A 26663-nucleotide genomic window follows, 5' to 3' on the forward strand; every position below is an offset into this window, starting at 1 on the left:
CTCAATGATGGTGATGTGTGCTGTGGTTCTCCTGAACCCCGTGCAGGCCACAGTCGTCATCTTCACAGCGCTGATACTCCATCTGTACCGTTGCATGCGCAATATGATAGTGCTGACGCAGATAATCCTGAATGCAGTGCAGCAGAGCATCATGATCCCGCGGGGGAATCACCTGGACATGCAGCATAATCACCGGTTTCTCCCCCACCTGCCATAAATGCACATGGTGCACGTGACGGACTTCAGGAATGCTGCGGACCAGGGCGCGTTGCAGCTTATCCACGTCAATATCCCGTGGTGCACCTTCCAGCAATTCGCGACCGCTCTCTTTCATCAACGCCCAGCCGCTGCGCAGTACCAGTAACGACACCAGAACCGATAAAATAGGGTCGATGGGCGTCCAGCCGGTGAGCATGATGATCAGTGCAGCAACAATGGCACCGACTGAGCCAAGCAGATCGCCAAGGACATGCAGTGCTGCGGCCCGTACATTCAGGTTCTTCTCTTCACTGCCGCTGCGCAGCAGCCAGAGCGACAGCAGGTTCGCCAGCAGCCCGCCGATAGCAATGATCAGCATCATACCTCCTGCAATCGGCTGCGGTTGCCGGAAACGCACCAGCGCTTCCCAGACAATCAGGGCAGTAATGACCAGCAGGGCGATCGCATTCACAAAGGCGGCAAGCGTGGTTAAACGCAACAGACCAAATGAGTGCTGTGCCGTCGGTTTGCGCCGGGAAAACTGGGTAGCGAGCAGCGCCAATAGCAGTGCAGCGGCATCGGTGAGCATGTGCCCGGCATCGGCCAGCAGCGCCAGCGAGCCTGAGATCAGTCCACCCGCGACTTCCGCCGCCATAAAAATGGCGGTGACGGCGAAAGCTGCCAGCAGACGGGATCGGTTGGTGTCGGTTTCACCGTGGTTGTGAGCCATAAGATTCCAGTTGAGTTAATAACTTATCGCTTAATGATATCAATAAAGTTAGCGCAGATTTAGGGGGCTGATGGTTTTTTGCCGACTGAATGATCTGCTGGCAAAGTCGTTCCCCTTCGCTATAACCCAGCAGCAGCCAACTTCCCTTCATCCGGTGAGCAGCGCTCTCAAGTGCAGGCCAGGCCTCAGCGGTAATGGCTTGATTCATCGCCTCGACATCGCGCGCTAATGTCTCACTCAGTGTCTGGCAGAGGCGCTGAAAATAGTGCACGTCATTGTGGGCAAGCTGGTTCAGACGTTGGGTGATATCCGCAAACAGGTCCGGTGCATCGGCCTGCAACAGCGTAGCGATATCCGCAAGAGACACGGGCTTGAGCAGCAGATGATCGGCAACCTGCTGTGCCTGCGGATGGTTAAGAATATGCGCATCAGCCGAACAGAGCACAATGCGCGTACGGTGCGGCTGATGGCGTTCGCGGCGGCGCAGGATTTTTGCCAGCGTCAGGCCATCCGGATGAGGCATGCTGAAGTCGATAAACAGCAAATCCCATTGCGCCTGTTTTGCGGCATCCAGCAGTGCGCGTCCATTGCCGAAGGTGTCAGCCTGAATGCCACAGTGTGCCAGCTGCTGCTGCATCACCAGTAGGTTAGTGGGATGATCATCGATAATTGCCGCCCGTAAATGGTGGGTCATCGCCGCAACAGGACCCGCCTGTGACGCCACAGGCTGCGGTGGATTGATCACCTGCCACGGCAGCGTGACGCTGACACAGGTGCCTTCGCCAGGTGCCGATTGCAGGTCAATGGTCCCGCCCATGCGACTCACAATTTCACGGCAGATAGAGAGCCCCAGCCCGCTGCCCTGCACTGACAGTTGACGGCCGGAAGGCGTCTGATACCAGGGTTCAAACAGCCGTTGCTGTTCAGCCAGAGGAATGCCGCTGCCGGTATCAGTGACCCGCAGACAGAGGCGGGGCGGATCCTCCAGCGCGGCCAGCGTCAGATGGATCTCGCCTTGCGGGGTAAACTTAATGGCATTCCCCATAAGATTATTGGCGATCTGTTGCAGACGCTCACCATCAATCAGCACCCAGTCGGGCAGGGTCGTCAATGCACTGACGTTCAGCTGCGGTCCATTACGGCGAATAAGAGGGGGATAAAAAACGGCCAGATGCTTCAGCCAGCTTTCCGGTTCCAGCGGGCGCGGCACCAGGTTGAAGCTGTTGCTCTCTACTCTGGCATGATCCTGGAGATCATTGAGCAGCGTCAGCAGGCTGGCAGCGCTGCTGTAGATCAACGATAAATTATGGCGCTGAGGTTGTTGTACCAGCTCCAGTTCAAGCAGTCCCAGCACTGCCTGCATTGGCGTGCGCAGCTCGTGGCTGACGGTGGCCAGGAACTGGCTTTTCATGCGGTTTTCCCGAAGAGCCACTTCGCGCTCCTGTTCCAGCCGTTGCCGCTGCTGACGTTCACGACGCTGGTCAAGATAGCGTCTCAGCAGCAGGATCAGCAGGAAGACAATGGCAAACAGCGCCGCCACCAGCACGAACAGCGATATGGGTCGCATGGCTCCCTGATGACCGTCATCAACACTTTCCGGTGTGCTGCCCCAGTTTTCCCGCAGCCGCTGCCAGCTTTCCGCCGGAATCTGTTGCAGGCTATTGTTCAGTAATGCCCGCAGTAGCGGCTGGTCAGGGGCAATGCCCAGGGTAATGGGCCAGGCAGTATCACTGGCAGTAAACGCCAGTTGCAGCGTATTGACATAACGGCTTTGGATACGCCAGCGAGCCGACAGCACATTGTCCACCAGTGCATCAATCTGACCGCTGGCCAGCGCGTCATACAGGCGGGTTGTGTCATCGAACACCTGAGGCTCGGTGCCCGCAGGCAACAGGCGGGAAGCAATATCGCCACGCTTTACCCCGATGCGCTTGCCATTAAGGTCTGCCCAACTACTGATGCTCTGTTCCGATGGGCGAACGTAAACGCCCCATAGCGCTCGCCAGACGGGCTGCGTATTATTCAGCATGGCGTCATTGCCGGTCAGGGGTAACGTCAATTGGATCAGGGCACGACCCTGCGTCACCAGCGTACCCGCCTGCTGAGCATTGCTGACCCAGTAAGGCTGGAAGCGCAATCCGGTGAGCTGGCCAATGCTGTTGAGCAGATCCACACTGTAACCGGCGGGCTGACCGCTGGCATTGCGGTAGCTCCACGGATAATCATCACTGACGGCGGCGTAAATAATCATCGGATGTTCGGCGATCCAGCTGCGTTCCATCGGAGTGAGCCGGGCGGTATTACTGTCCTGATAGCGCGGCAGTGTGCTACTCCAGCGTGCCTGGATGCCGTTGACTACCTCCATAGGGAGCTGACGAATGGCATCGTCCAACTGCTGCGTCAGTGCCGGACTCCGGGTTACTGCTCTGATTTGCAACATACCCGGATCAAGGGGCGAGGCCAGTTGGTAAATTTCACCCTGCTGTAACTGACCAAGCAGGAAACCTGCGCTGGTTTCATCCGCGACCACATAGTCACTGTGCTGATTCAACAGACCTGAGAGTGCCTGAACATCGCTGTCAACGATCTGCCAGCGATGCTGTTGGACAAAGGCGGGATTGACGCGTGCCAACGTATCACGGCTGACGCTGATGCGTGCTTCGCTGGAATTAAACATCACCGGACGCAGATTGTTGCGATTACGATAGATGCGCAGTGGGCTGCTAAACCAGGGCTGTGTGGCGCTGATGCCGGGGGGCAAAGGGTGCTGAGGCACGCCGAACAGCACGTCCACTTTCCTCTGCTGTAAGGCTTCCAGCATATCGGGCAGGCGATTAAAGCCCTGTACGCTCATACTCAGGCCGCTGGTTTGCTGTAACGCCACCAGATAGTCTGCATTAATGCCGTAAAGATCGTTGCCCACCACCATATTCCACGGAGAACTGCCGCCAACCAGCACACCAATGCGCAGGTTTTTTAACGATTCTGACGCAGGCGAGGCCAGCGGCATCATCTCCTGTGGCAGGGCAATACTGCTGATGGGCCGCAGACTGGCGCTGACGCTACTGACGAACAGCAGCAGGATAAGCAACAGTGGTCTGGCTATCACTGGCGCGACTGCCACAGCTGTGCCAGTTCAACCACCGACTGTGCCCCGGTTTTATCCATAATATTCTTTTTATGCGTGCTGACCGTTTTATTGCTGATATGCAACTGTTCGGCAATTTGCAGATTGGACTGACCCCGTGCCAGCAGAGCAAGGATCTGCAACTCTTTAGCGGTGAGCTGTTCATGCAGCGTTTCATCCTGCTGCTGGGCAGGGAAAGCCCGTTGTCCCCCCAGCACGGCGAGTACGGCCGATAACAGCTGGCTTAAAGGCTGGCGTTTTGCCACAAAACCCGATGCCCCAGCCGCTTCTGCCAGACGCGGCCAGACACGCTCTTCCTGCGCTGAGTAGATCACCACGGGCAGTGAGGGGGCAAGCCGTTTGATACGTTTAAGCAGTTGCAGACCGTCGCTGTCAGGCAGACCAATATCGAGTATCACCAGGCTGACACGCTGACTGTCGAGTAACGCCAGTGCATCCTGCTGATTTTCAGCAGACAATAAAGTCAGAGGGAATGGCGCATGAACCAGAGCGGCTTCCAGTGCAACCTGCACCAGCGGGTGATCGTCAATCAGCAGCAACGTGGCCATGAAAAAGTCCGAAGTGAAACAGGGGATTCAGGATAGCTGATGGGATGGCCGAAGAAAACGAGAAAGAAAAAAGGAGAGCACCCGCTCTCCTTTAATGAATCTGACGTTATAACAGATTACTGACTGGTACCATCGGTTTTGGTATCAGCTTCATTACCGACTTTTTTGTTGATGTCGGGGCATTTGCCATCTTTACATTGGGTATTTTTATTCACTTCATCCGCACTCATGCCTTTATGGTGCTTCATATCTTTGTGCGTACCCGTACCGTCAGTGTTAATTTTACTGTTATCAACGTTATTTGGGGCAATTTTTTCATTAGAACCTGGGGCCACTGCACCGGCATCTGCGGCTGCATTCGCTGAACCGTTATTATCGGCAGCCATTGCCGCACCGCTGCCCAGGGTCATTGCTGCTGTCAGAAATACGATTGCAAACTTATTCATCATTATGCTCCGTTAATTATTGAATGTTGCCTGACTCATTAACTCGATTCGATGAGTTACGCGATTTCATTATCTTCAGAATAAAATCCTGTAAAAAGGTCAGGGTGAAATCGTAAGTGGTACAAATGCGTTTAATGCAAGAGTTAACGAGTAAAAGTGTAGTTCACGACAGGGATAAATCAAATCTGAGTGTGGGTTAACCAATGTAATGCGATTTACAGGGCTGGGGAGTCGCGATAGATTGGAGGCGATGCGCCTGGTGTGCAGTACGGCAATGAAATAACATGGAAATATTATGAATTATCAGAACGATGACTTAAGAATCAAAGAGATAAAAGAACTTTTACCTCCGGTTGCGTTATTTGAAAAATTCCCTGCCACGGACAAAGCGGCCAGCACCGTTTCCCAGGCCCGTCAGGCCATTCATCATATTCTGAAAAAACAGGATGACCGTCTGTTAGTGGTGATTGGTCCCTGCTCGATTCACGATACGGCGGCGGCCAAAGAGTACGCCTCCCGCCTGCTATTGCTGCGTGAAGAGCTGAAAGACTCGCTGGAAGTCGTGATGCGCGTCTACTTTGAAAAACCGCGCACCACGGTGGGCTGGAAAGGGCTGATCAACGATCCCCATATGGATGGCAGCTTCCAGATCAACGATGGCCTGCGCATCGCACGTCAGCTGCTGCTGGAGATCAACGACAGCGGCCTGCCAGCGGCGGGGGAATTCCTCGATATGATCACCCCGCAGTATGTCGCCGACCTGATGAGCTGGGGCGCCATTGGCGCACGTACTACCGAGTCTCAGGTGCACCGTGAACTCTCGTCCGGCCTTTCCTGCCCGGTAGGATTCAAAAATGGTACTGACGGCACCATCAAGGTCGCCATTGACGCCATCGGCGCAGCCAGCGCCCCTCACTGCTTCCTTTCGGTGACCAAATACGGGCATTCGGCGATTGTTGAGACCGCCGGTAACGAAGACTGCCATATTATCCTGCGTGGCGGCAAAGAGCCTAATTACAGTGCTCACCACGTCAGCGCCGTAAAATCCGGCCTGGAAAAAGCCGGTCTGGATCCACAGATAATGATCGACTTCAGCCATGCCAACAGCAGCAAGCAGTTTAAAAAGCAGCTGGAGGTGTCAACGGATGTGGCACAGCAGATCGCGGGCGGCGATCGCGCAATCATTGGTGTGATGATCGAAAGCCATCTGGTTGAAGGAAATCAGAGCCTGGAGAGCGGTGAGCCGCTGGTCTATGGCAAAAGTGTCACCGATGCCTGTATTGGCTGGGAAGATACTGAAACCGTGCTGCGTCAACTGGCGGATGCGGTGAAAACACGTCGCGGTTAATCCGTTAACGTACATAAAAAAACCCGCCGTCTGGCGGGTTTTTTATATCAGCGAATCCTCTATTGCTAAAGGATTACTTCGCTTTACCCTGGTTAGCAACGGCAGCGGCTTTCGCAGCAATCTCGTCAGCATCACCCAGGTAGTAATGTTTAATAGGTTTGAAGTTTTCATCGAACTCATACACCAATGGCACGCCAGTTGGGATATTCAGTTCCAGGATCTCTTCTTCGCTCATGTTGTCCAGGTATTTCACCAGCGCACGCAGGGAGTTACCGTGGGCGGCGATAATCACTTTCTCACCGCTTTTCATGCGTGGCAGAATAGATTCATTCCAGTAAGGCAGCACGCGATCGATGGTCAGCGCCAGGCTCTCGGTGGTTGGCAGCTGTTCAGCGGTCAGTGATGCATAACGTGGGTCGTGGCCTGGGAAACGCTCATCCGCACGATCCAGTTCTGGTGGGGTCACGGCAAAACCACGACGCCATTGCTTAACCTGCTCATCACCGTACTTGTTCGCGGTTTCAGCTTTATCCAGACCCTGCAGCGCACCATAGTGACGCTCGTTCAGGCGCCAGGATTTCTCCACTGGCAGCCACACCTGGTCCACTTCATCCAGGATGTTCCACAGCGTGTGGATGGCACGTTTCAGCACAGAAGTGTAAGCGAAATCGAAGGTGAAGCCTTCTTTCTTCAGCAGCTGACCAGCAGCTTTCGCTTCGGTGCGGCCTTTGTCTGACAGATCAACGTCATACCAACCGGTGAAACGGTTTTCATTGTTCCACTGGCTTTCGCCGTGACGTACCAGAACCAGCTTAGTTACAGCCATAGCTTAACTCCTTAATAACTTTACGTTTCTATGATAATGGTGACCGGTAAACTGCCGGAGACGACAACGCGGCAATTTTAATGTGCATTACCATAGCTGAATTCTGCGCAGCGCGTAAGTCCGTAACGCTCGCGATGCGCGATTTTCATGCGCTTTGTCAAACCGCAGTCAGTTGATAACGCGTTATTGACTGATACGATTCACCTGGTTGCAGCCAGCAGTCGGGCTGAGGCCACTCAGGATGGTTAGGCGAGTCGGGTAAGAACTCACTCTCCAGCGCAATACCCTGGAAAGCAGTATAGACGCCCTGTTCGCGCGCCGGAGTACCTTCCAGATAATTCCCGCTATAAAGCTGTAATGCCGGGGCGCTGGTAAAGACATTAAGTTGCAGTTTGCCATCGGCAGACCACAACGTGGCAGCGGGCTGTGTCGCGCTGTCATTTAACAAATAGGCGTGATCGTAGCCTTTTACCGCACGCTGATCGGCATCACTGAGGAAATCCTGTGCAACCGATTTTGCCTGGCGGAAATCAAAACTGGTCCCTGCCACGGCTTTCAGCGGTGCATTGGGAATGCCTTCGCTATCCACCGGCAGATAATGATCGGCATTCAGGTACAGGCGATGCTGACGTGCATCACCGTGTTCCGCATCCAGATTGAAATAGGCATGATTCGTCAGGTTAACCGGGCAGGCTTTATCCACAGTGGCGTCATAATGAATCGACAGCATGTTGTCATCATCCAGATGGTAGCGCAGCGTCACCAGCAGCGTGCCCGGGAATCCCTGATCGCCATCGGGAGAGTCCAGGCGATATTCCACTTCGCTGTCGCTTTGACCAACAATCTGCCAGCGACGGTTGTGGAAGCCCTCAGGGCCTCCGTGCAACTGATGCGCACCCTGATTGGCTGTGAGCGCGATGTGCTCGCCGTCATGTTGCAACTGTGCATGAGCAATGCGGTTGGCATAGCGGCCTACGGTCGCACCTAAGTAAGCGCTCTGTGCCAGATAGTCTGACGGCGTGGCGCAGCCGAGCAGCGCCTCACGAACGTGACCATCGCCCATCGGGACCCGGGCAGAGAGCCAGGTGGCACCCCAGTCCATAAATGTCGCGACCATCCCATTGCGATTGCGCAGGGTAGTGATGCGCCACGGTTGCCCATCGGGCGCGTGAGAATTTGGGGTTAGCATTCGCCGGCTCCTGCTGAGGCTTTGCAGACGTAGAAGGTCTCTTTAATGCCAGATTTTACTTCGTACTGTTCTGCTACGGCGGCTTTGACCTCGTCCACCAGATCGAACGGCATCAGCGCTACGATGCAACCCCCGAAACCACCGCCGGTCATGCGCACGCCGCCGCGATCGCCGAGCGTGGCTTTGACAATCTCAACCAACTGGTCGATCGGCGGTACGGTGATTTCGAAGTCATCACGCATTGAGGCGTGCGACTCGGCCATCAGCACGCCCATGCGGGCCAGATCGCCGCGCGCCAGGACATCGGCGGCTTCAAGGGTACGAGCGTTTTCCGTCAGAACATGACGAACACGTTTGGCCACCAGCGGATCAAGCTGATCCTGCTGCGCGGTAAACTGGCTCAGTTCCACATCACGCAGTGAGGTTTCGCCGAAGAATTGTGCTCCGGCTTCACACTGCTGGCGGCGCGTATTGTATTCACTGCCTACCAGGCTGCGGCGGAAGTTGGAGTTGATAATGACCACCGCGATATCGGATGGCATCGGCACCGGGCGCGTGCCCAGCGTGCGGCAATCGAGCAGCATGGCGTGATCTTTCTCACCCAATGCCGAGATCAGTTGATCCATAATGCCGCAGTTACAGCCGACAAACTGATTCTCAGCTTCCTGTCCGTTTACCGCAATGGCGGCACCGTCCAGAGGCAGTTCATACAGATGCTGGAACACGGTACCGACGGCCACTTCCAGCGAGGCTGAGGAACTTAATCCGGCACCCTGTGGCACATTGCCGCTGATCACCATATCGGCACCGGCAAAATCGGGTGCACGCTTCAGCAGGTGTTTTACCACGCCGCGTACATAGTTAGACCACATCTGATCCGGGTGGCTGACGATCGCTTCATCCAGCGAGAAAATGTCCTGCTGATTGTCATAGTCGGCGGCAATCACCCGCACCTGACGGTCGCTGCGTTTTGCACAGGCGATAACAGTCTGGTAGTCAATGGCACAGGGCAGCACAAAACCGTCGTTGTAGTCGGTATGCTCACCGATCAGGTTGACGCGGCCCGGTGCCTGAAGGGTATGGGTTGGCGCGTAGCCGAACACGGTACTGAAAATCTGTTGGGTAGCGGTCTGTAAGCTCATGATTATTCCGCCTCACGGAAATGAATATCGCTGACGGCGCGCAGACGTTCTGCTGCCTGCTCGGCCGTTAAGTCACGTTGGGTTTCAGCCAGCATTTCATAGCCGACCATAAATTTACGCACCGAGGCTGAACGCAGCAGCGGTGGATAGAAATGTGCATGTAGCTGCCAGTGGTCATTGGCATCGTCATTAAACGGCGCGCCATGCCAGCCCATGGAATAGGGGAAAGAGCACTGGAACAGATTGTCATAGCGACTGGTGAGCTTTTTCAGCGCCAGCGCCAGATCGCTGCGTTGTGCCTCGCTCAAGTCGGGCAGGCGCTTCACGTGGGCTTTCGGCAGCAGCAGTGTTTCAAACGGCCATGCCGCCCACCACGGCACCACGGCCAGCCAGTGCTCCGTTTCCACTACGGTACGACTGCCATCGTTCAGCTCGCGAGCCGTGTAATCAACCAGCATCGGGGAGGCATGTTTCGCAAGATACGCGCGTTGCAGATCGTCTTCACGCTTCGCTTCATTCGGCAGAAAACTGTTGGCCCAGATCTGGCCATGCGGATGCGGGTTAGAGCAGCCCATTGCGGCGCCTTTGTTCTCGAACACCTGTACCCAGGGATAGTGCTGGCCCAGATCCGCCGTTTGTTCCTGCCAGGTTTTTACGACATCGACCAGGCCTGCCAGCGTCAGTTCGGGCAGCGTTTTGCTGTGGTCTGGAGAGAAGCAGATCACCCGGCTGGTGCCGCGTGCGCTCTCGCAACGCATCAGGATGTCGTCGCTCTCTGGCGCATCCGGGGTGTCGGTCATCAACGCAGCGAAGTCGTTAGTGAAAACGTACGTGCTGGTGTAATCGGGATTTTTATCCCCGGTCACACGGGTATTTCCCGGGCAAAGGAAGCAATCGGGATCGTGTGCAGGCAGTTTTTCCTGCGACGGTGTTTCCTGTGCACCCTGCCATGGTCGTTTGGCACGGTGAGGGGAAACCAGAATCCACTGATCGGACAGCGGGTTATAACGTCGATGAGGGTGATCGACCGGATTAAATTTCTGCATGTTGTGTCCTGATAACCGGGTTTATGCATTTCTGAACTGCAAAGAAAAATAGCACAATCTACGCGCTGAAAGCGTGATCGAGTTTGTATAAATGGAATCGTTTACACAAGCTGAAAAATCCGAAGTATCAATAAAAATAGTGCGGGCTTGGAGAGTTATCAGGCAGGGTGGGGTGAATAATGGTAGCGGTTACACCAAAAAAGCAACGGTCAGGTTGCCACGAACTGCAGGGGTCGATCGTTTTTTCCGATCGACCCGAAAGGTCAGAGTGACAACGCGTCCTGCGTGTAACGATATCCCTCGCCATCAGCGACAAAGCTCAGACGATGAGTAATGCACTGCGGAGCATCCTCCGCATGGTGCGAGACAAACAGCAGTTGGGTACGGCCTTCTCCAATCAGCACATCAACGAAGCGGCGCACCAGCAGGCGATTTATCGGGTCCAGGCCTTGCAGAGGTTCATCGAGGATGAGCAGCGCCGGATGTTTCACCAGCGCCCGGGCGATCAATACCAGCCGTTGCTGACCCCAGGAGAGATCGTGGAAAGGGGAATCCGCCACGGCTCCGCTCATGCCCAGCAGCGCCAGCCACTGTTTTGCCAGCGCCTGCTGACGGTCGGACACCGCCTGATAAATCCCGATGGAGTCAAAGTAGCCGGAAATCACCACATTGCGCACGCTGCTGCTGACACGATAGTCGAGATGCAGACTGCTGCTGACATAACCAATATGCTGTTTGATATCCCAGATAGTTTCCCCGCTGCCACGGCGGCGGCCAAACAGCGTCAGATCGTTGCTGTAGCCCTGCGGGTGATCGCCTGTCACCAGGCTGAGCAGTGTCGATTTTCCGGCACCGTTAGGGCCGGTGATCTGCCAGTGCTGGCCACGTTCCACCTGCCAGCTGAGAGAATGCAGGATGGGACGGTCGTTGTAAGACACCACGCCATCGCGCAGCGTAATCAGCGGTGCGTCCTCCGCCAGTAATGGGATCGCGCTGGCATCATCGGCTTCCGGTAGTGTCATGCCCGCCAGCTGTTCACTGTGCGCCAGCTGCGCCACCAGCGCTTCCGCCAGGATCGCCTGCCGTTCACCGGTGTGGGTCAGGGTGCATTCAGCCAGCACGCCCACCCGATCGATGAAATCAGGAATATCATCAAAACGGTTAAGCACCAGCACCACCGTTAATCCCTGCTGTTGCAGGTTGCCGAGGACATCGGCAAGGTTGGCGCGTGACGCCACATCTAAACCGTCAAACGGTTCATCGAGGATCAGCAGATCGGGCTGCGCCATCAATGCCTGACAGAGCAGCGTTTTGCGGGTTTCCCCGGTCGAGAGATACTTAAAACGGCGTGTCAGCAGGTGCTCAATACCAAACTGAGCAGCCAGTTGCTGGCAGCGAACGTTATCGCGTACCGCTTCCTGAATAATTTCACTGGCAGTGAGGCCGGTATCGTCTTCATCAGCACTCAGCAAATCGGTGTTATTACGCTGCCATTCATCGGCTACCAGTTTTTGTAACTGCTCCAGCGATAAACGGGTGGGGCGTTGAAACTGGCTGGTCACGCTGCCTTTCGAGGGCGGCAGTTCACCTGAGAGGGCGCGGGCCAGTGAGGACTTACCGCTACCGTTAGCGCCGACAAACGCCCAGCTTTCACCGGCCGTCAGGGTCAGGTCGTTGAGGTTAAGTACCCGGGTATCGTTCAGACGGAAGATACCCTGGCGAATCTGCAATACTGGCATTCTCGTTTCCCTTTTCGATTCACAGTAACGTCGCGATGATGACGCGGTCGGCATTAAAACTGGCGGTCACAGTGGCGCCCGGTTCGATTTTTTGCTGCACAATATGCAGATTATCCACGGTCGCGCACAGGATTTCACCGCCTCCCACGGCAATCAACACCTCGCTGTGGGTTTCCCCCTGCTCAATCTGACTCACGGTTCCGGCCAGCTGATTATCCGCCTGGGTGGGAGCGCGAGTCACCTCAATCCACGGCGCTTTAATCAGCACCAGCACCTCTTTGCCGTGGGTCAGTTGCAGACGATTGGCACTTACTTCCGTCAGGGCGACCTGGATTTGTGTCTGCCCGTCGGCCAGTTGCACTCTTATATGCTGCTGCACCGGACGCTCATCGCGGGCGATAAGCGTGCCGAAAAGCTGATTGCGTGCGCTGGTTTGCAGTGAAAAGCGTGCAATGGCACCTAACAGACTGCCTGGCAGTGCGTCATCCTGCAAGACATCAAACGCTTTTTGCTGAATCTGCTCCAGCAGGGCATACAGTTGCAGCAGGCGCTCGCCGTAGGCGGTGACCACGGCACCGCCGCCGCCCTTTCCTCCGGTGGCGCGATCCACCAGCGTCCGGTCGGCCAGCTGATTCATTTCGTTAATCGCATCCCAGGCACTTTTATAGCTGATGCCCGCAAGTTTGGCACCCTGGCTGATCGAGCCACTCTCTTTCACCTGGCGCAGCAGTTCAATACGGCGTGGGTCGGCAAACAGTCGTTGTTGCAGTTTCAGGATCAGGGAAATATCGGCCTGCATAGGAACTCCGGAAGGGGGCAAGATAAAGGGTCTGGGTTGATTCTATCAGTGCGCGGCAAATAAATTGCGCACGAAGGCACAAAAGGTCAGTGCTTTCTTAACCATGCCCGCTACAATGCTTCTTTTATCCCGTAAGATGAGGTTTCCATGCTGGAGTTACTGAAAGGCCTTGCCGTTGCCATTATCATGGTGCCAATCGTCATGGCGATTATCCTCGGTCTGATTTGGGGTCTGGGCGAAGTATTCAACGTTATTTCCAAAATTGGTCACCGCAAAGACCAGCCAGCGAAAAAAAACCAGATTACCCAGTAAATCTCTCCTGTTTCTGATCGGCGCCCGGCTCTGCCGGGCGTTGTCGTTTCTGCCCCACTAAACTTCTCGCCTCAGATGCCGATAATTACGGTTACAGATCCCAGTGCATCGTTATATTATTCAGTACATAACGAACCCACTGGAGAGAAAACATGTCTGTAAAATGGAATCACTGGCTGGCCGCCGCCGCCGTCAGCCTAAGCGTTGGTGGCCATGCCATCGCGGCAGAAAACGTGACTGTATTTGCGGCAGCTTCACTGACCAATGCGCTGCAGGATATTGCCAGCGAGTATGAGAAGGGCAAGGACGTGAAAATCGTCTCTTCGTTTGCCTCCTCATCAACGCTGGCTCGCCAGATTGAGCAGGGTGCGCCGGCCGATCTGTTTATCTCTGCCGATCAGCAGTGGATGGACTATGCCAGCGAGAAGAAAACGATCGATAATGGCAGTCGTGTGACCCTGTTGGGTAACGACCTGGTGTTGGTGGCCCCAACGGCCAGTCAGCCACAGCCGGTGAACATCATTAAAACAACCGACTGGAAAAGCCTGCTAAAAGGTCAGCGTCTGGCCGTCGGGGACCCGGACCATGTTCCTGCGGGAATTTATGCCAAAGAAGCGTTGCAAAACCTGGGCGCATGGGAGCAACTTTCCCCGCTAATGGCGCGCAGTAACAGCGTGCGTGCGGCGCTGGCGCTGGTGGAGCGTAATGAAACCCCTTACGGAATTGTTTACGGCTCTGACGCCATAGCCAGTAAGAAAGTCACCGTGGTCGGCATCTTCCCGAAAGAGAGCCATAAACCGGTTGAGTATCCGTTGGCGATCGTCACCGACCATAACAATGCCCGTGTGAAGGCGTTTTATGACTATCTGAAAGGGCCGGAAGCGGCGGTTGTGTTCAAAAAGTACGGGTTCGCGCCATTATAATTGCAGGTTAAAAAGATAAATTAACCAAAATATTTTAAGCTGCAGCAAGGCGGCAAGTGAGTGAATCCCCAGGAGCTGACTAAAGTCAGTGACTGGGGTGAGGGAGTGCAGCCAACACTGCTGCAGGTTAAAAGATAAAGGTTAAAACGATGTTTTTAAGCGATCCTGAATGGCAGGCCGTAGCGCTGAGTCTTAAAGTTTCCCTGGTCGCAGTCGCCTGTAGTCTGCCTTTTGGGATCCTGATGGCATGGCTACTGGTGCGCCGTCAGTTCCCTGGAAAAACCCTGCTCGACAGCATTATCCATCTACCGCTGGTGCTGCCACCGGTGGTGGTGGGCTATTTGCTGCTGCTGGGATTCGGGCGTCGCGGCTTTATTGGCGAATATCTTTATGACTGGTTCGGCTTCAGTTTTGCCTTTAGCTGGCGCGGTGCCGCACTGGCCTCAGCGGTGATTGCTTTTCCGCTGATGGTGCGCGCTATCCGTCTGGCGCTGGAGGCCGTGGATACCAAACTCGAACAGGCAGCACGTACCCTCGGGGCCGGGCGCTGGCGGGTCTTTTTCACCATTACCCTGCCGCTTACGCTGCCGGGTATTATTGCCGGTACGGTGCTGGGTTTTGCCCGATCGCTGGGCGAGTTTGGCGCCACCATTACGTTTGTTTCCAATATTCCGGGCGAAACCCGTACGCTGCCTTCTGCCATGTATACCCTGATTGAAACGCCGGGGGCCGAAGGGGCGACAGCGCGCCTGTGCGTGATCGCCATCCTGCTGGCGCTGGTTTCCCTGCTCCTTTCCGAATGGCTGACCCGTTGGGGTCGTAAGCGTTTAGGGCTCTGATGCTGATCCTCGATTTTACTCAACAGCAGGGCGACCACACCCTGACGGTAAAGGCCAGTCTGCCTGCCAGCGGTGTCACGGCCATTTTTGGCGTATCCGGTGCGGGAAAAACCTCACTAATCAATGCCATTGGCGGGCTAACCGTACCGCAGCAGGGCAGCATTACGCTGAACGATCGGGTGCTGAGTGATACGGCCACCGGCATCTGGTTACCGCCGGAGCAGCGGCGTATTGGTTATGTCTTTCAGGATGCCCGCCTGTTCCCGCACTATCGGGTGCGCGGTAATCTGGAATACGGCATGGTAAAAAGCATGCGCCCGCAGTTCGATGCACTGGTCAAACTGCTGGGGCTTGAATCCCTGCTCGATCGTTTTCCGTGGTCATTATCCGGTGGTGAGAAACAGCGCGTTGCCATTGGCCGGGCGCTGCTGACCGCCCCGGACATGTTGCTGATGGATGAACCCCTGGCGTCCCTCGACTTACCGCGTAAGCGCGAACTGCTGGCCTGGCTGCAAACGCTGGCGCGCCAGGTTTCTACGCCAATCCTCTATGTCAGCCACAGCCTGGATGAACTGCTGCATCTGGCCGATAACGTCATGGTGCTCGATCAGGGGAAGGTAAAAGCGTTTGGTGCACTGGAGAGAGTCTGGGCCAGCAGCGCCATGCGTCCGTGGCTGCCAAGAAGTGATCAGAGCAGCATTCTGCGCGTGCAGGTGCTGGAACAGCATCCGCATTATCAGATGACGGCGCTGTCGCTGGGCGATCAGCATATCTGGGTGAATCGGGTGGATTCCCCGGCGGGCACGCCGTTACGTATCCGTATCCAGGCCGCCGATGTATCGCTGGTGCTCAAGCCACCGGTGAACAGTAGCATCCGCAACGTCATCCCGGCGCAGGTGGCTGAACTGCTGGAGATTGATAACCAGGTGGAAGTGAAGCTGCTGGTGGGGCAAAGCGAGCTATGGGCGCGTATCACGCCCTGGGCTCGCGATGAACTGATGATAAAACCGAATATGTGGCTGTTTGCTCAAATCAAAAGCGTGTCGATCACCACCTGATTACAGCACTTCCTGATAGAGAGTGTCGGCAATCCCGGTTTCCAGATTGGTGCCAATCACGCGTTTTGCCCGCGCTTTAATGGCTTCGTCGGCGTTGCCCATGGCCACGCCTAACCCCACGGTTTCCAGCATACTGAGGTCGTTATAGTTATCGCCAAAAGCGATCACGTCACTCATCTGGTAACCGTTGGCGGCCACCCATTGCGCCAGTCGTTTACCCTTGCTGTTGCCCGCTTTGGCGATATCCACCTGATCATGCCATGACCATTCACAGGCCAGGCCCATCTCGGCTTCGACCTTTTCAGCGAACTGTTGCAGCGCTGTGGTGTCTGCATGAGACAGGGCAAATTTCCAGATCGACTGCGCATTTCTTGCCGCATCTGCCAGGCTATTGACCTGCAAGAATGTCGGACGCTGGGCTTCAGGCAGTGAAAGCCCCCAGTTAATGGTGCGCGTCACATGGCCGGTTTCTGTCTGGTACAGCATCGCATCATCGACGTAAAGCAGACCGTGGATCCCCGCGGTGTCGAGCATCTCAATCACGCGCAGCGCCTGTTCTTTGGGCAACGGGTCACTTTGCAAGACTGTTTTTGCCTGATAATCATACAAATAAGTGCCATTACAGCAGATTGCAGGTGTATCCAGCGCCAGTGCCTGATAAAAAGGATGGATGGCCACATGATGGCGACCCGTCACGATCAGGATTTTTATGCCGGCCTGTTGCGCTTTTTTGAGCGCTTCCAGTGATTCTGGCAGTATGGTTTTGGAAGGGGTTAACAGCGTGCCGTCCAGATCGAGGGCGATGATGCGATAGCTCATAACAGTTCCCGTGGCTCAAAAGAAGTCAATAAGTGTACACCTTGTGACGCCAGCCACAAAACTGGCGGCACAGAGAGAAAGCATCATCCGAAGATGAAGAGAAAAGCCACTTACCGATTTCCCGTTCAGAACAAGGAGCATTCATGAAACAAGTTGTTTATACCGCCAGCCCTGAGAGCCATCAGATCCACGCCTGGCAGCTGAATGATGACGGCGCACTGACGTTGTTGCAGGTGGTTGATGCCCCAGGCCAGGTGCAGCCGATGGTGGTTAGCCCGGACAAAAAGTTTCTCTATGTCGGCGTGCGCCCGGATTTCCGCGTGGTTGCCTATCGTATTGATGCCGAAGGTAAACTGAAAGAAGCGGGCCATGCACCGCTGACAGGCAGCCCGACGCATATTTCTACCGACCGCCAGGGGCGCTTCATTTTCGTCGGCTCTTATAACGATGCCTTCGTCAGCGTCAGCCCGATTGGCGCTGATGGCCTGCCGGGTGCACCAACGCAGATTGTGAACGGTCTGGAAGGCTGTCATTCCGCCAATATCGATCTGACCAATCAGACACTGTTTGTTCCGGCGCTGAAGCAGGACCGTATCGCCTTGTTCAGCCTGTCTGACAGCGGCGAACTGACGCCGCGAGCGCAGTCTGAGCTGAACACCACCAAAGGGGCCGGTCCGCGCCATATGGTGTTCCACCCTAACCAGCGTTACGCCTACTGCGTGAATGAACTGGACAGCACGGTTGACGTCTGGGATATCAGTAAAGATGAAGTGGAGAAAGTACAGAGCCTGGATATGATGCCGGAAGGTTTCAGCGATACCCGCTGGGCGGCCGATATTCATATCACGCCGGATGGCCGTCATCTGTACAGTTGCGACCGTACCGCCAGCATTATTACCGCGTTCAGCATCAGCACCGAGGGCGCAACCCTGACCGTTGAAGGCCATCAGCCTACGGAAACGCAGCCACGTGGTTTCAACATCGACCATAGCGGCCAGTACCTGGTGGCAGCAGGGCAGAAGTCGCACCATATCGAAGTGTATAAAATCACAGCCGACCGTGGCCTGTTACAACCGCTGGCACGCTATGCGGTAGGGCAGGGACCAATGTGGGTGGTGGTTCACCAGCTGGATTAATCGCGTTAATTTTTCAGTCAGTAAATATCAAGGGTCGGCCATATTCTGGCTGGCCTTTTTTATTGGTCTGAGAGAGATAACATGAAGCATTATTAAAGATGATTGATTACCGCTTAGCGTAACGGACTCAGATAATAATGAAGAGGGTTGAGTCAAAATAACCATAACGAAAAGTAGCATATTTTTTTCCAATCGTATTTTTACCATTTCTCAATAATTATGATCTATGCTGCACTTTTGGTTTTTATCCTCATATTAATTAGGATGTACTGACTGCGACCGATAAATTACGTTGTCGGCAACTGAATGACACTTTCTCTGATGCCGCATGAGAACTGACAGGAAGTCAGCGTCAGGATGACTATTTTTAAAAACAAGGAATGTTTTCAATGTCCGCATTATCTTTTCCCTGTAACATTTTTACCACCCAGCAACGTATGGATGACTTCGGCGCCAATGACATGTGCTGCGGTGATTTAAGCGCGGAACAGCTGAAAAGAGATTTTGGCCTTGCAATTGTCTCTGACAGGGTTGATCCCTGGACGCTGGCACGAAAAAAGCACCAGCAAGTGCCCACTTATCCTGCATCCTCATCCGCCTGGAAGGCGGAGTCGATTAGCAAACAGGAGTGCATCAATATCCTGTTTGATGAGTTCCGTGAGTGCGCAAAATTATTCTCTTTTTACGGTCCCTATCGGGATAACATCATTGAGATGATCACCCATATGCAGCATAAGAAGGGTCTGGATTTTAGCAGTTCGAGGCTGGATTCGGCATTGAGAGTACAAATACTGACTGATCAATCAAACGAAAATAGTTCACGGTTGTTATTACAAAAAACGTTAATAAAAAATATTGATTGGGAAAATGGTTACTATCCTTCAAATGAGAAAAATGAACTTACAGATGCGATATTCAAAGGTAGACTTCCAAAGTTTGATCGCATTCAGGATCGGTTTAACGGTATGGGAATTAGCGTGCATGATACCTGGGCCACCCAGATCAGTATTAAGTCGCTAAGAATAGACGGCAATCGTTTTCGCGCTGTTGTGCATTATAAAATTCAGGACCATTTTGGCTTGGATAACCAGGATATCCAAAACTGGAAATACAGGAATTTCAATTTATTCCGTATCTGGTTTGTCCTTCAGCGTTACAGTAATTTTGCCTTTAAACCGTTTATGACCAATATGGAAGCTACCATTGAGATTACAGGTGAGCGTAATGTTAAATAGTTCTAAAAAAAGAAAGCTCATGGTTCTGATAATCATGATTATTGGTGGTTACATATTATGGTTATGGTGTCGTCCAGTAAAAATAATCGCCGTTCATCAGAGTGGTAGTTATAGCATCGTATTAGTAAAAAATTATCCGTTTACTGATGCAGGGAAAATGGAATGGTGGTTAAAAAATAAAGAAATGGTAAAGGAGACGTATAATATACCCAAACTAGATAAGCAGGGACGATATCATGTAACATTGTGGGATTTTGACGAGGGATATAAAGAGTTGGATAAATACGATCGTCTTTGTTTTGAGGATATGAAACCGCCCAAAAACTGTGTGGATAAAAATGCGATGATGACCGTTAGTCGCGATAAATACAACGTTACAGATTTCACACTTGATGATGGAGTTTACATCCTTCAGGACAATGGCCTCATCGTAAAAAGAAAATCGGATTAAGATAATGTTTTTAAAGTTGATTAAAAAAAGAGTGCTTATCCTACTGATGGTTATTGTATTCTCTGGGGCCATGTTATGGCTGTGGTGTCGGGCAATGAAGATTGTCGCTGTTCATCAGGATGATAGTGTGAGAATAAAATCTAATTGAATGGAGGTTGTTGATTTTAATTAAAGAAAGAATGTTTTTTCTGTTGTCTATGGTTTTTATAGAGGTTTATTATAACTAGCTGTAATGGGTCAGGTGTTGACACCTCCTGTTACTATTCGTATTTTTACTATTTATCAATAACTATGATCTGTGCTGCACTTTTGGTTTTTATCATCATATTAATTTGGAAACACAGACGGTGATCGATAAATTACGTTGTCGGCAACTGAATGACACTTTCTCTGATGCCGCATGAGAACTGACAGAAAGTCAGCGTCAGGATGACTATTTTTCAACACAAGGAGCGTTTTCAATGTCGGCATTATCTTTCCCCTGCACCATTTTCACCACTAAGAAGCGCATGGATGACTTCGGCGCTAACGATATGTGCTGCGGTGATTTAAGCGCGGAACAGCTGAAAAGAGATTTTGGCCTTGCAACTGTCTCTGACAGGGTAGATCCCTGGACGCTGGCACGAAAAAAGCACCAGCAAGTGCCTACCACCTATCCTGCAGCCTCATCCGCCTGGAAGGCGGAGTCGATTAGCAAACAAGAGTGCATCAATATTCTGTTTGATGAGTTCCGTGAGTGCGCAAAATTATTCTCTTTTTACGGTCCCTATCGGGATAACATCATTGAGATGATCACCCATATGCAGCATAAAAAAGGTCTGGATTTTAGCAGTTCGAGGTTAGATGCTGCATTGCGACAGCAGATACTGACTGATATTTCAACAACAAGCAGTTCACGTATTTTATTACAGAAAGCTATTTCGATAAATATTGACTGGGAAAGTGGCTTTCTTCCGTTAAATTTAAAAGAAAAACTTACCGATGCTATAAATGAGAGCATACTTCCAAAATTTGACCGTATCGAGGACAGATTCAATGGAATGGGGATTAGTGTGCATGATACCTGGGCGACCCAGATCAGCATTAAATCGCTAAGGGTAGAGGGTAATCGTTTTCGCGCTGTCATACACTATAAAATTCAGGACCATTTTGGGTTGGATAACCAGGATGTGCTGGATTGGAAGTTCAGGCAATTTCGCTTGTTTCGTATCTGGTTTGTCCTTCAACGCTATAGCAAGTTTGCCTTTAAACCGTTTATGACCAATATGGAAACTACTATTGAGATTACAGGTGAACGTAATGTTAAAAAAACCTAAAAAAATATTGTTTTTTACACTGGCAGCGATGGTTTTTGCTGTTACCTTATTATGGCTGTGGTGTCGGCCAGTAAAAGTAATCGCCGTTCATCAGATGAACAGTAGTAGTATTATCTTGGTGAATCAGTACCCTTTGACTGATAAAGGAAAAATAGAGTGGTGGATTAAACATAAAGATGTGTTAAAAACTAAGTATAACATCCCTGTTATTGATGAAAATGGAAACTATAAAGTTATATTGTGGGGTTTTGGTGATGGCTATAAAGAAGAAGGTAAATATGATCGTCTATGCTTTGATGATATGAATTCACCCAAAAACTGCGTTGATAAAAATGCATTGATGATTGTTAATCACTATAAAGATGACATCACAGACTTCAGTGCTGGTGAGGATATCTATACTATAGATAACAACGGGGAAGTCGTCAAAACAAAACGAAACTGGTAATCATGTCTAAGAAAATAAGAGCAATTATGTTGGTGGTGGTTTTTTTTGTTGGGTGCTTATTATGGTTATGGTCTCGGCCAGTGAAAATTATTGCCATTCATCAGAGCGGTAGTTACAGTGATGTTTTAGTTAAAGACTATCCTCTTACTGATACGGGAAAAATGGACTGGTGGTTGAAAAATAAAGAGGTATTAAAAGAGAAGTATAATATCCCTAAACCTGATGAGGATGGCGGATATCATGTTGTATTCTGGGATTTCGATAAAGGGTATAAAGAAGAGGGTAAGTATGACCGATTATGTTTTGAAGATATGCACCCACCGAAAAACTGTATTGATAAAAACAAACTGATTACGGTTGGTCGAAATAAATACAATGTAACAGATTTTACCGTAAGTGGTGGGGTTTACATCCTTCAGGATAATGGTCTGATCGTAAAAAGAAAGCGCCAGGAGTAATCATATTGGCCAGGAGCATTGATTCTGTGGGGGATCATCTGGCAGGTCCGCTTACTCCTCATTAACTCTCTTTAAACTGCCTGTTAAGCCAGTCGGAAAACATCGTCATTGCCTCACTTTCTGGCTGGGACTGTAACCGTGTCAGCCAATAGCCTCCAAGGTGGATTTCAGCGTCAAAAGGGCGAACAATTTTCTCCGTTTGTAGCAGGTGATGAAAAATCTTAACTGGTGCCAGCGCAATGCCCGCTCCCAACAAGGCAGCCTCGATCATCGTCAGCGAAGAGTCGAAAATCATCACCGGATGTGAGGGAGAAGGTGGGAGTTCGTTAAGACTGTGCAACCAGTGGCTCCACTCGTCACGACGAAATGACCGCAACAGCGTAAATTTATGCACGTCCGCCGGTTGCTGTAACTGACGGGCTATCGTGGGATGACAGAGCGGTGAAAACGGGGCATCACAAATTAACGTCGCCTCGGTGCCGTGCCAGGCACCGCTACCGAAGCGGATGGTGTAATCGTGACCTTCGGCTGCGGGGTCAACCCGATTATTGTGTGTGGACAGTTGCAGCTCAATATGCGGATGACGGTGGTTGAAATCCTCCAGGCGCGGCAACAGCAAACCAGTAGCAAAGGACCCAACCACCCCCACTTTTAATTTTTCGCGCATCTTACCCGCAGAGAAACGGTCCAGCGTATTGGCAATACGATCAAAAGATTCGTTTAAGACCGGTAACAAATTCTCGCCTTCCGTGGTCAGCATCAGACCGCGAGCAACACGGATAAATAACGAGCAACCCAACTGCTGCTCAAGCGACTTTACCTGCTGGCTCACGGCCGCATGCGTTACATTCAGTTCAACTGCTGCATTAGTAAAACTTAGATGGCGCGCAGCTGCTTCAAACGCTCTTAGCGCATTGAGAGGGATGTAAGGACGGGTCACGGATTTACCTGTAAGATTTTCTTTTATCAGGTGTAAAAATTAACAGTTTGTTGCTGATTGTCAAACCCGTCAAACTGACTGCTGTTCAAGAATATGGAAGGTTAGAAACAGTGAAATTACGTTCTCAGGCTGTGATGGTGGCTGTACTGGCATCGGCATACTCATTGGGTGCCGTGGCGGCTCCTGATGTGGAAACAACGGTCAGCCAGGCGATTAAACCCCTTATCGATCAGCAAAACATTCCGGGTATGGCAGTGGCGGTCCTGGTAAAAGGCAAACCTTACTATTTTACCTGGGGTATGGCAGATAAAGAGCAGCATCTCCCGGTGACTCAGGACACCCTTTTTGAACTGGGTTCGGTGAGTAAAACGTTCACCGGTGTGCTGGGGGGCGTGGCGGTGGCAAAAGGTGAGATCGCGCTGAACGATCGTGCCAGTCAATACTGGCCGGCACTTAATCTTCCTCAGTGGCGCAATATTACGCTACTACAACTGGCAACGTATACGGCAGGTGGCTTGCCCCTCCAGGTTCCGGATGCCGTTACGGATGAAGACAGGCTGAAAAACTTCTATCAACAGTGGCAACCTCAGTGGGCTCCGGGAGAGACGCGGCAGTATGCGAATAGCAGTATCGGACTTTTTGGTATGCTCGCGGTCAAGCCAACGGGACTCTCCTTTGAACAGGCGATGCAGCAGCGTGTATTGACGCCGCTAAAACTCACACACACATTTATTACCGTACCAGAAGCCAGCGAAAATGCTTATGCGTGGGGTTATCGCGATGGGAAACCCGTCCGCGTATCGCCTGGCATGCTGGATGCAGAATCCTACGGTGTGAAGTCGTCCATAAAAGATATGTTGCGCTGGATGCAGGCCAATATGAATCCTGAACAGGTTGGGGATAAGACATTGCAGCAGGGGTTGGCACTTGCCCAGACGCGTTATTATCGCACTGATGCGTTATATCAGGGACTTGGCTGGGAGATGCTTGACTGGCCAGAACAGTCAACACTGGCCATCAGAGGCGCTGATAGTCCGGTGGCTCTGGGGCCCCAGCAGGTGCGGGATGCGCAATCGCATCCACGGGTGAAGGCATCATGGGTACACAAAACGGGCGCTACAGGGGGCTTTGGAGCCTATGTTGCCTTTATCCCGCAAAAACAGATCGGTATTGTCATGCTGGCGAATAAAAACTATCCCAATACCTTGCGGGTAAAAGTCGCCATGCAAATAGTCAAAGCTTTAGAGTAATAGTGAGGCGGGGGCATTGTGCCGGAAGGGAAACGCCCCCGCCTCTTTCAACATTAGATTTTAACGTGAATTAGGCATACATCGCCGTTATGGATGCACTGCCCAGTGAATGGAAGTGCACGTTAAAGCCTACCAACGCACCGCTGGCGTTCTCATCCACTTCCAGCACTTCAACGTCAATGGCATGAACGGTGAAGATATAGCGGTGGGATTCACCTTTAGGCGGGGCCGCGCCGCCGTAGCCCGCGCTGCCGAAGTCCGTGCGCGTTTGCACTGAACCCGTTGGCAAATCGACTTTGCCGGAACCGGCACCTTCGGTAAGTTCACGCGTGTCGGCGGGCAGGTTAGCTACCACCCAGTGCCACCAGCCAGAACCGGTAGGGGCATCAGGATCGTAACAGGTGACCACAAAACTTTTTGTCCCTGCGGGAACATCGTCCCAGGCCAGATGTGGCGACAGATTATCACCCTGGTAACCCATGGCGTTCAGCACCTGGCGTTCCGGCAACTTGTCTCCGTCGTTAAAATTCTGGCTGCTTAATTTCATGTCATCCCCCATTTATTGGTGTAGTAGCTTCAGCAGCTCTTCTGCCGCCGCTGCGGAAGAGGCCGGATTTTGTCCGGTGACCAGGTGGCCATCGGTCAGCACATAAACACCCCAGTTATCAGTGTGTTCAAACTGACCGCCAAGCTTCTTCAGCTCGTCCTCGACCAGAAAAGGTACCACATTCGTCAGGCCAACGGCGGCTTCTTCGCTGTTGGTAAACCCGGTCACCCGTTTCCCGGCAACGATGGGCGTGCCATCGGGTTTTTTGGTATGACGCAGTACGCCCGGCGCATGACAGACGGTGCCCACCGGTTTGCCATGAGCAAACAGCGTTTCGATCAGCTGAATACTGTCGGCATTCTCGGCCAGATCCCACAGCGGGCCGTGCCCGCCAGGATAGAACACCGCATCAAACTGGCTGGCATCGATAGCATCCAGACGTTGCGTATGGGCCAGCCCCTGCTGTGCCTCCACGTCACTGCGGAAACGTTCGGTGTCGCGGGTTTGTGCATCCGGCTCGTCGCTGACCGGATCGAGCGGGGGTTGTCCGCCCAGCGGAGAAGCCAGCTCTACGGTGATCCCGGCATCACGGAAAACATAATAAGGCGCAACAAACTCTTCCAGCCAGAAACCGGTTTTATGGCCGGTATCGCCCAGTTTATCGTGCGAGGTTAATACCATTAATAACTTCATGAGGGTTTATCTCCTGCCACACGCACCACCAACTTGCCGAAGTTTTTCCCTTCCAGCATACCGATAAACGCCTCCGGCGCATTATCCAGCCCGTCGATAATATCTTCACGGAATACCAGGCGCTCTTCAGCCACCCACTGGCTCATCTGGCGGAAGAACTCATCAAAGCGGTGGCCATAATCCTGAGTAATGATAAAGCCCTCAACGCGCAGGCGTTTTTTCAGGATGGCGCTTTGCAGCAGCGGCAGGCGGTCCGATCCGGCGTGCTGCCCGGTGCTGTTATAGTCGGCAATCAGGCCACAGACCGGAATGCGTCCTTTGGTGTTCATCAGCGGGAGCACGGCATTAAACACCTTGCCACCAACGCTTTCGAAATAGACGTCAATGCCATCGGCGCAATGACGGCTCAGCTGTTCGGCCAGGTTGTCATCACGGTGATCGAGGCAGCGATCAAAGCCCAGCACGTCTTCGGCGTAGCGGCATTTCTCCGCACCGCCTGCAATGCCCACCACATGGCAGCCTTTCAGTTTGGCAATCTGGCCAACGAGGGAGCCAACGGCACCTGTCGCGGCGGCGACCACCACGGTTTCTCCCGCCTGGGGATTACCGATATCCAGCAGTCCCATATAGGCGGTAAAGCCCGGCATCCCGAGCATTCCCAGCGCCCAGGATGGATGCTTCAGCACCGGGCCGCTGAGTTTCACCAGCTCTTCTCCGCTGGAGATCGCGAAATCCTGCCAGCCGCTGTAACTCAGCACCCAGTCCCCGGCGGCAAAATCTGCGTGCTCAGAGCGCTCAACAATCGATACGGTTCCGCCACACATCACCTCATTAAGGGCGACGGGTGGCACATAGGAAGGGGCATCGCTCATGCGTCCACGCATATAAGGGTCGAGCGACAGCCAGACAGTGCGCAACAGCACCTGTCCGGCAGCGGGTTCAGGAACGTGCTGTGCCTCGAGGCGGAAATTCGCCGTAGTCGGTGCGCCGTGCGGACGAGAGGCCAGCAGCAGCCGACGGTTGGTCTGTTTATCTTGTGGCATGTTATCTCCTGTTTGCGGCAGCAGGCCGCGCAAAAC

Annotated in this window: 27 protein-coding genes; 12 read left to right on the forward strand and 15 right to left on the reverse strand. The window is 52.8% G+C overall.

The window, feature by feature from the left end; all coding sequences use genetic code 11:
• Position 1: 1 nt before the first annotated feature.
• The 4 genes from zitB to WH277_RS12535 all read right to left on the reverse strand — a co-directional run bounded on the left by zitB (position 2) and on the right by WH277_RS12535 (position 5073).
• The gene (gene zitB / locus WH277_RS12520; RefSeq protein WP_133841212.1) at positions 2–928 is read right to left on the reverse strand and encodes a CDF family zinc transporter ZitB; all 927 of its coding nucleotides are present in this window, start codon (positions 926–928) and stop codon (positions 2–4) included.
• A complete protein-coding gene (locus WH277_RS12525) occupies positions 909–4037 on the reverse strand; it encodes an ATP-binding protein (protein WP_339505740.1) in 3129 nt (1042 codons plus the stop codon). Before WH277_RS12525 ends, zitB begins: the two co-directional genes overlap by 20 nt.
• Positions 4034–4624, reverse strand: coding sequence for a response regulator transcription factor (locus tag WH277_RS12530; RefSeq protein WP_133841211.1), 591 nt, complete (start codon positions 4622–4624; stop codon positions 4034–4036). The genes WH277_RS12525 and WH277_RS12530 overlap by 4 nt, the downstream gene beginning before the upstream one ends.
• A gap of 116 nt (positions 4625–4740) precedes the next feature.
• A complete protein-coding gene (locus WH277_RS12535; RefSeq protein WP_133841210.1) occupies positions 4741–5073 on the reverse strand; it encodes a YbgS-like family protein in 333 nt (110 codons plus the stop codon).
• Between the two features lie 292 nt (positions 5074–5365).
• Between WH277_RS12535 and aroG the strand changes: the two genes are divergently transcribed.
• On the forward strand, positions 5366–6418 hold the full coding sequence (gene aroG / locus WH277_RS12540) for a 3-deoxy-7-phosphoheptulonate synthase AroG (RefSeq protein ID WP_133841209.1): 1053 nt from the start codon (positions 5366–5368) through the stop codon (positions 6416–6418).
• Positions 6419–6491: 73 nt separating this feature from the next.
• Here aroG and gpmA read toward each other — a convergent pair whose 3' ends face one another.
• The 6 genes from gpmA to modE form a co-directional block, all read right to left on the reverse strand.
• The gene (gene gpmA, locus WH277_RS12545) at positions 6492–7244 is read right to left on the reverse strand and encodes a 2,3-diphosphoglycerate-dependent phosphoglycerate mutase (RefSeq protein ID WP_012441996.1); all 753 of its coding nucleotides are present in this window, start codon (positions 7242–7244) and stop codon (positions 6492–6494) included.
• A gap of 157 nt (positions 7245–7401) precedes the next feature.
• Positions 7402–8433: a galactose-1-epimerase gene (gene galM, locus WH277_RS12550; RefSeq protein WP_339505741.1), complete on the reverse strand. Its 1032-nt coding sequence runs from the start codon at positions 8431–8433 to the stop codon at positions 7402–7404.
• On the reverse strand, positions 8427–9575 hold the full coding sequence (gene galK, locus WH277_RS12555) for a galactokinase (protein ID WP_133841207.1): 1149 nt from the start codon (positions 9573–9575) through the stop codon (positions 8427–8429). The genes galM and galK overlap by 7 nt, the downstream gene beginning before the upstream one ends.
• Before the next feature lie 2 nt (positions 9576–9577).
• Positions 9578–10621 (reverse strand): galactose-1-phosphate uridylyltransferase, encoded by a 1044-nt coding sequence (galT, locus tag WH277_RS12560; protein WP_133841206.1) that lies wholly within the window; start codon positions 10619–10621, stop codon positions 9578–9580.
• Between the two features lie 263 nt (positions 10622–10884).
• Complete coding sequence (gene modF / locus WH277_RS12565; RefSeq protein WP_133841205.1) at positions 10885–12360, reverse strand: molybdate ABC transporter ATP-binding protein ModF; 1476 nt, start codon at positions 12358–12360, stop codon at positions 10885–10887.
• A 19-nt stretch (positions 12361–12379) separates the two neighbouring features.
• Entirely contained in the window at positions 12380–13159 is a 780-nt protein-coding gene (modE, locus tag WH277_RS12570; protein WP_133841204.1) for a molybdenum-dependent transcriptional regulator, read from the reverse strand.
• 147 nt (positions 13160–13306) lie between these two features.
• Here modE and WH277_RS12575 point away from each other — a divergent pair, with 147 nt between their 5' ends.
• From WH277_RS12575 to modC, 4 genes are all read left to right on the forward strand, one after another.
• The gene (locus tag WH277_RS12575; protein WP_133841203.1) at positions 13307–13471 is read left to right on the forward strand and encodes an AcrZ family multidrug efflux pump-associated protein; all 165 of its coding nucleotides are present in this window, start codon (positions 13307–13309) and stop codon (positions 13469–13471) included.
• Positions 13472–13623: 152 nt separating this feature from the next.
• Positions 13624–14394 (forward strand): molybdate ABC transporter substrate-binding protein, encoded by a 771-nt coding sequence (gene modA, locus WH277_RS12580; protein WP_339505742.1) that lies wholly within the window; start codon positions 13624–13626, stop codon positions 14392–14394.
• Between the two features lie 149 nt (positions 14395–14543).
• Positions 14544–15233 carry a molybdate ABC transporter permease subunit gene (modB, locus tag WH277_RS12585; RefSeq protein ID WP_133841201.1) on the forward strand — a complete coding sequence of 230 codons (690 nt, stop codon included), beginning with the start codon at positions 14544–14546 and terminating at the stop codon, positions 15231–15233.
• A complete protein-coding gene (gene modC / locus WH277_RS12590) occupies positions 15233–16291 on the forward strand; it encodes a molybdenum ABC transporter ATP-binding protein ModC (protein WP_133841200.1) in 1059 nt (352 codons plus the stop codon). Before modB ends, modC begins: the two co-directional genes overlap by 1 nt.
• Here the strand turns inward: modC and WH277_RS12595 are convergent, their stop codons facing one another.
• The gene (locus WH277_RS12595; protein WP_133841199.1) at positions 16292–17110 is read right to left on the reverse strand and encodes a pyridoxal phosphatase; all 819 of its coding nucleotides are present in this window, start codon (positions 17108–17110) and stop codon (positions 16292–16294) included.
• A gap of 143 nt (positions 17111–17253) precedes the next feature.
• Between WH277_RS12595 and pgl the strand changes: the two genes are divergently transcribed.
• From pgl to WH277_RS12625, 6 genes are all read left to right on the forward strand, one after another.
• A complete protein-coding gene (gene pgl, locus WH277_RS12600; RefSeq protein WP_212813912.1) occupies positions 17254–18246 on the forward strand; it encodes a 6-phosphogluconolactonase in 993 nt (330 codons plus the stop codon).
• Positions 18247–18635: 389 nt separating this feature from the next.
• Complete coding sequence (locus WH277_RS12605) at positions 18636–19481, forward strand: YPO3983 family protein (protein WP_339505743.1); 846 nt, start codon at positions 18636–18638, stop codon at positions 19479–19481.
• Positions 19471–19932, forward strand: coding sequence for a DUF943 family protein (locus tag WH277_RS12610; protein ID WP_339505744.1), 462 nt, complete (start codon positions 19471–19473; stop codon positions 19930–19932). Before WH277_RS12605 ends, WH277_RS12610 begins: the two co-directional genes overlap by 11 nt.
• Positions 19933–20393: 461 nt before the next feature.
• Positions 20394–21248, forward strand: a complete 855-nt coding sequence (locus tag WH277_RS12615; RefSeq protein WP_339505745.1) for a YPO3983 family protein — start codon at positions 20394–20396, stop codon at positions 21246–21248.
• Positions 21232–21696 carry a DUF943 family protein gene (locus WH277_RS12620; protein WP_339505746.1) on the forward strand — a complete coding sequence of 155 codons (465 nt, stop codon included), beginning with the start codon at positions 21232–21234 and terminating at the stop codon, positions 21694–21696. Before WH277_RS12615 ends, WH277_RS12620 begins: the two co-directional genes overlap by 17 nt.
• The gene (locus WH277_RS12625) at positions 21690–22154 is read left to right on the forward strand and encodes a DUF943 family protein (RefSeq protein ID WP_445235336.1); all 465 of its coding nucleotides are present in this window, start codon (positions 21690–21692) and stop codon (positions 22152–22154) included. The genes WH277_RS12620 and WH277_RS12625 overlap by 7 nt, the downstream gene beginning before the upstream one ends.
• A 61-nt stretch (positions 22155–22215) precedes the next feature.
• On the opposite strand, the gene ampR is transcribed toward WH277_RS12625, so the two are convergent.
• A complete protein-coding gene (gene ampR, locus WH277_RS12630; RefSeq protein ID WP_212815932.1) occupies positions 22216–23094 on the reverse strand; it encodes a LysR family transcriptional regulator AmpR in 879 nt (292 codons plus the stop codon).
• Between the two features lie 134 nt (positions 23095–23228).
• On the opposite strand from ampR, the gene ampC reads away from it, so the two are divergent.
• The gene (ampC, locus tag WH277_RS12635) at positions 23229–24344 is read left to right on the forward strand and encodes a class C beta-lactamase (RefSeq protein WP_212814422.1); all 1116 of its coding nucleotides are present in this window, start codon (positions 23229–23231) and stop codon (positions 24342–24344) included.
• 70 nt (positions 24345–24414) lie between these two features.
• On the opposite strand, the gene WH277_RS12640 is transcribed toward ampC, so the two are convergent.
• The 3 genes from WH277_RS12640 to WH277_RS12650 are packed head-to-tail and all read right to left on the reverse strand — an operon-like array spanning position 24415 to position 26627.
• Positions 24415–24891: a kinase inhibitor gene (locus WH277_RS12640; protein WP_339505748.1), complete on the reverse strand. Its 477-nt coding sequence runs from the start codon at positions 24889–24891 to the stop codon at positions 24415–24417.
• Positions 24892–24903: 12 nt separating this feature from the next.
• A complete protein-coding gene (locus tag WH277_RS12645) occupies positions 24904–25584 on the reverse strand; it encodes a type 1 glutamine amidotransferase domain-containing protein (RefSeq protein ID WP_339505749.1) in 681 nt (226 codons plus the stop codon).
• The gene (locus tag WH277_RS12650) at positions 25581–26627 is read right to left on the reverse strand and encodes an NADP-dependent oxidoreductase (RefSeq protein WP_133841186.1); all 1047 of its coding nucleotides are present in this window, start codon (positions 26625–26627) and stop codon (positions 25581–25583) included. The genes WH277_RS12645 and WH277_RS12650 overlap by 4 nt, the downstream gene beginning before the upstream one ends.
• Positions 26628–26663 lie beyond the last annotated feature (36 nt).

Source organism: Erwinia sp. MYb416, from assembly GCF_037479575.1.
GTDB lineage: Bacteria > Pseudomonadota > Gammaproteobacteria > Enterobacterales > Enterobacteriaceae > Erwinia > Erwinia rhapontici.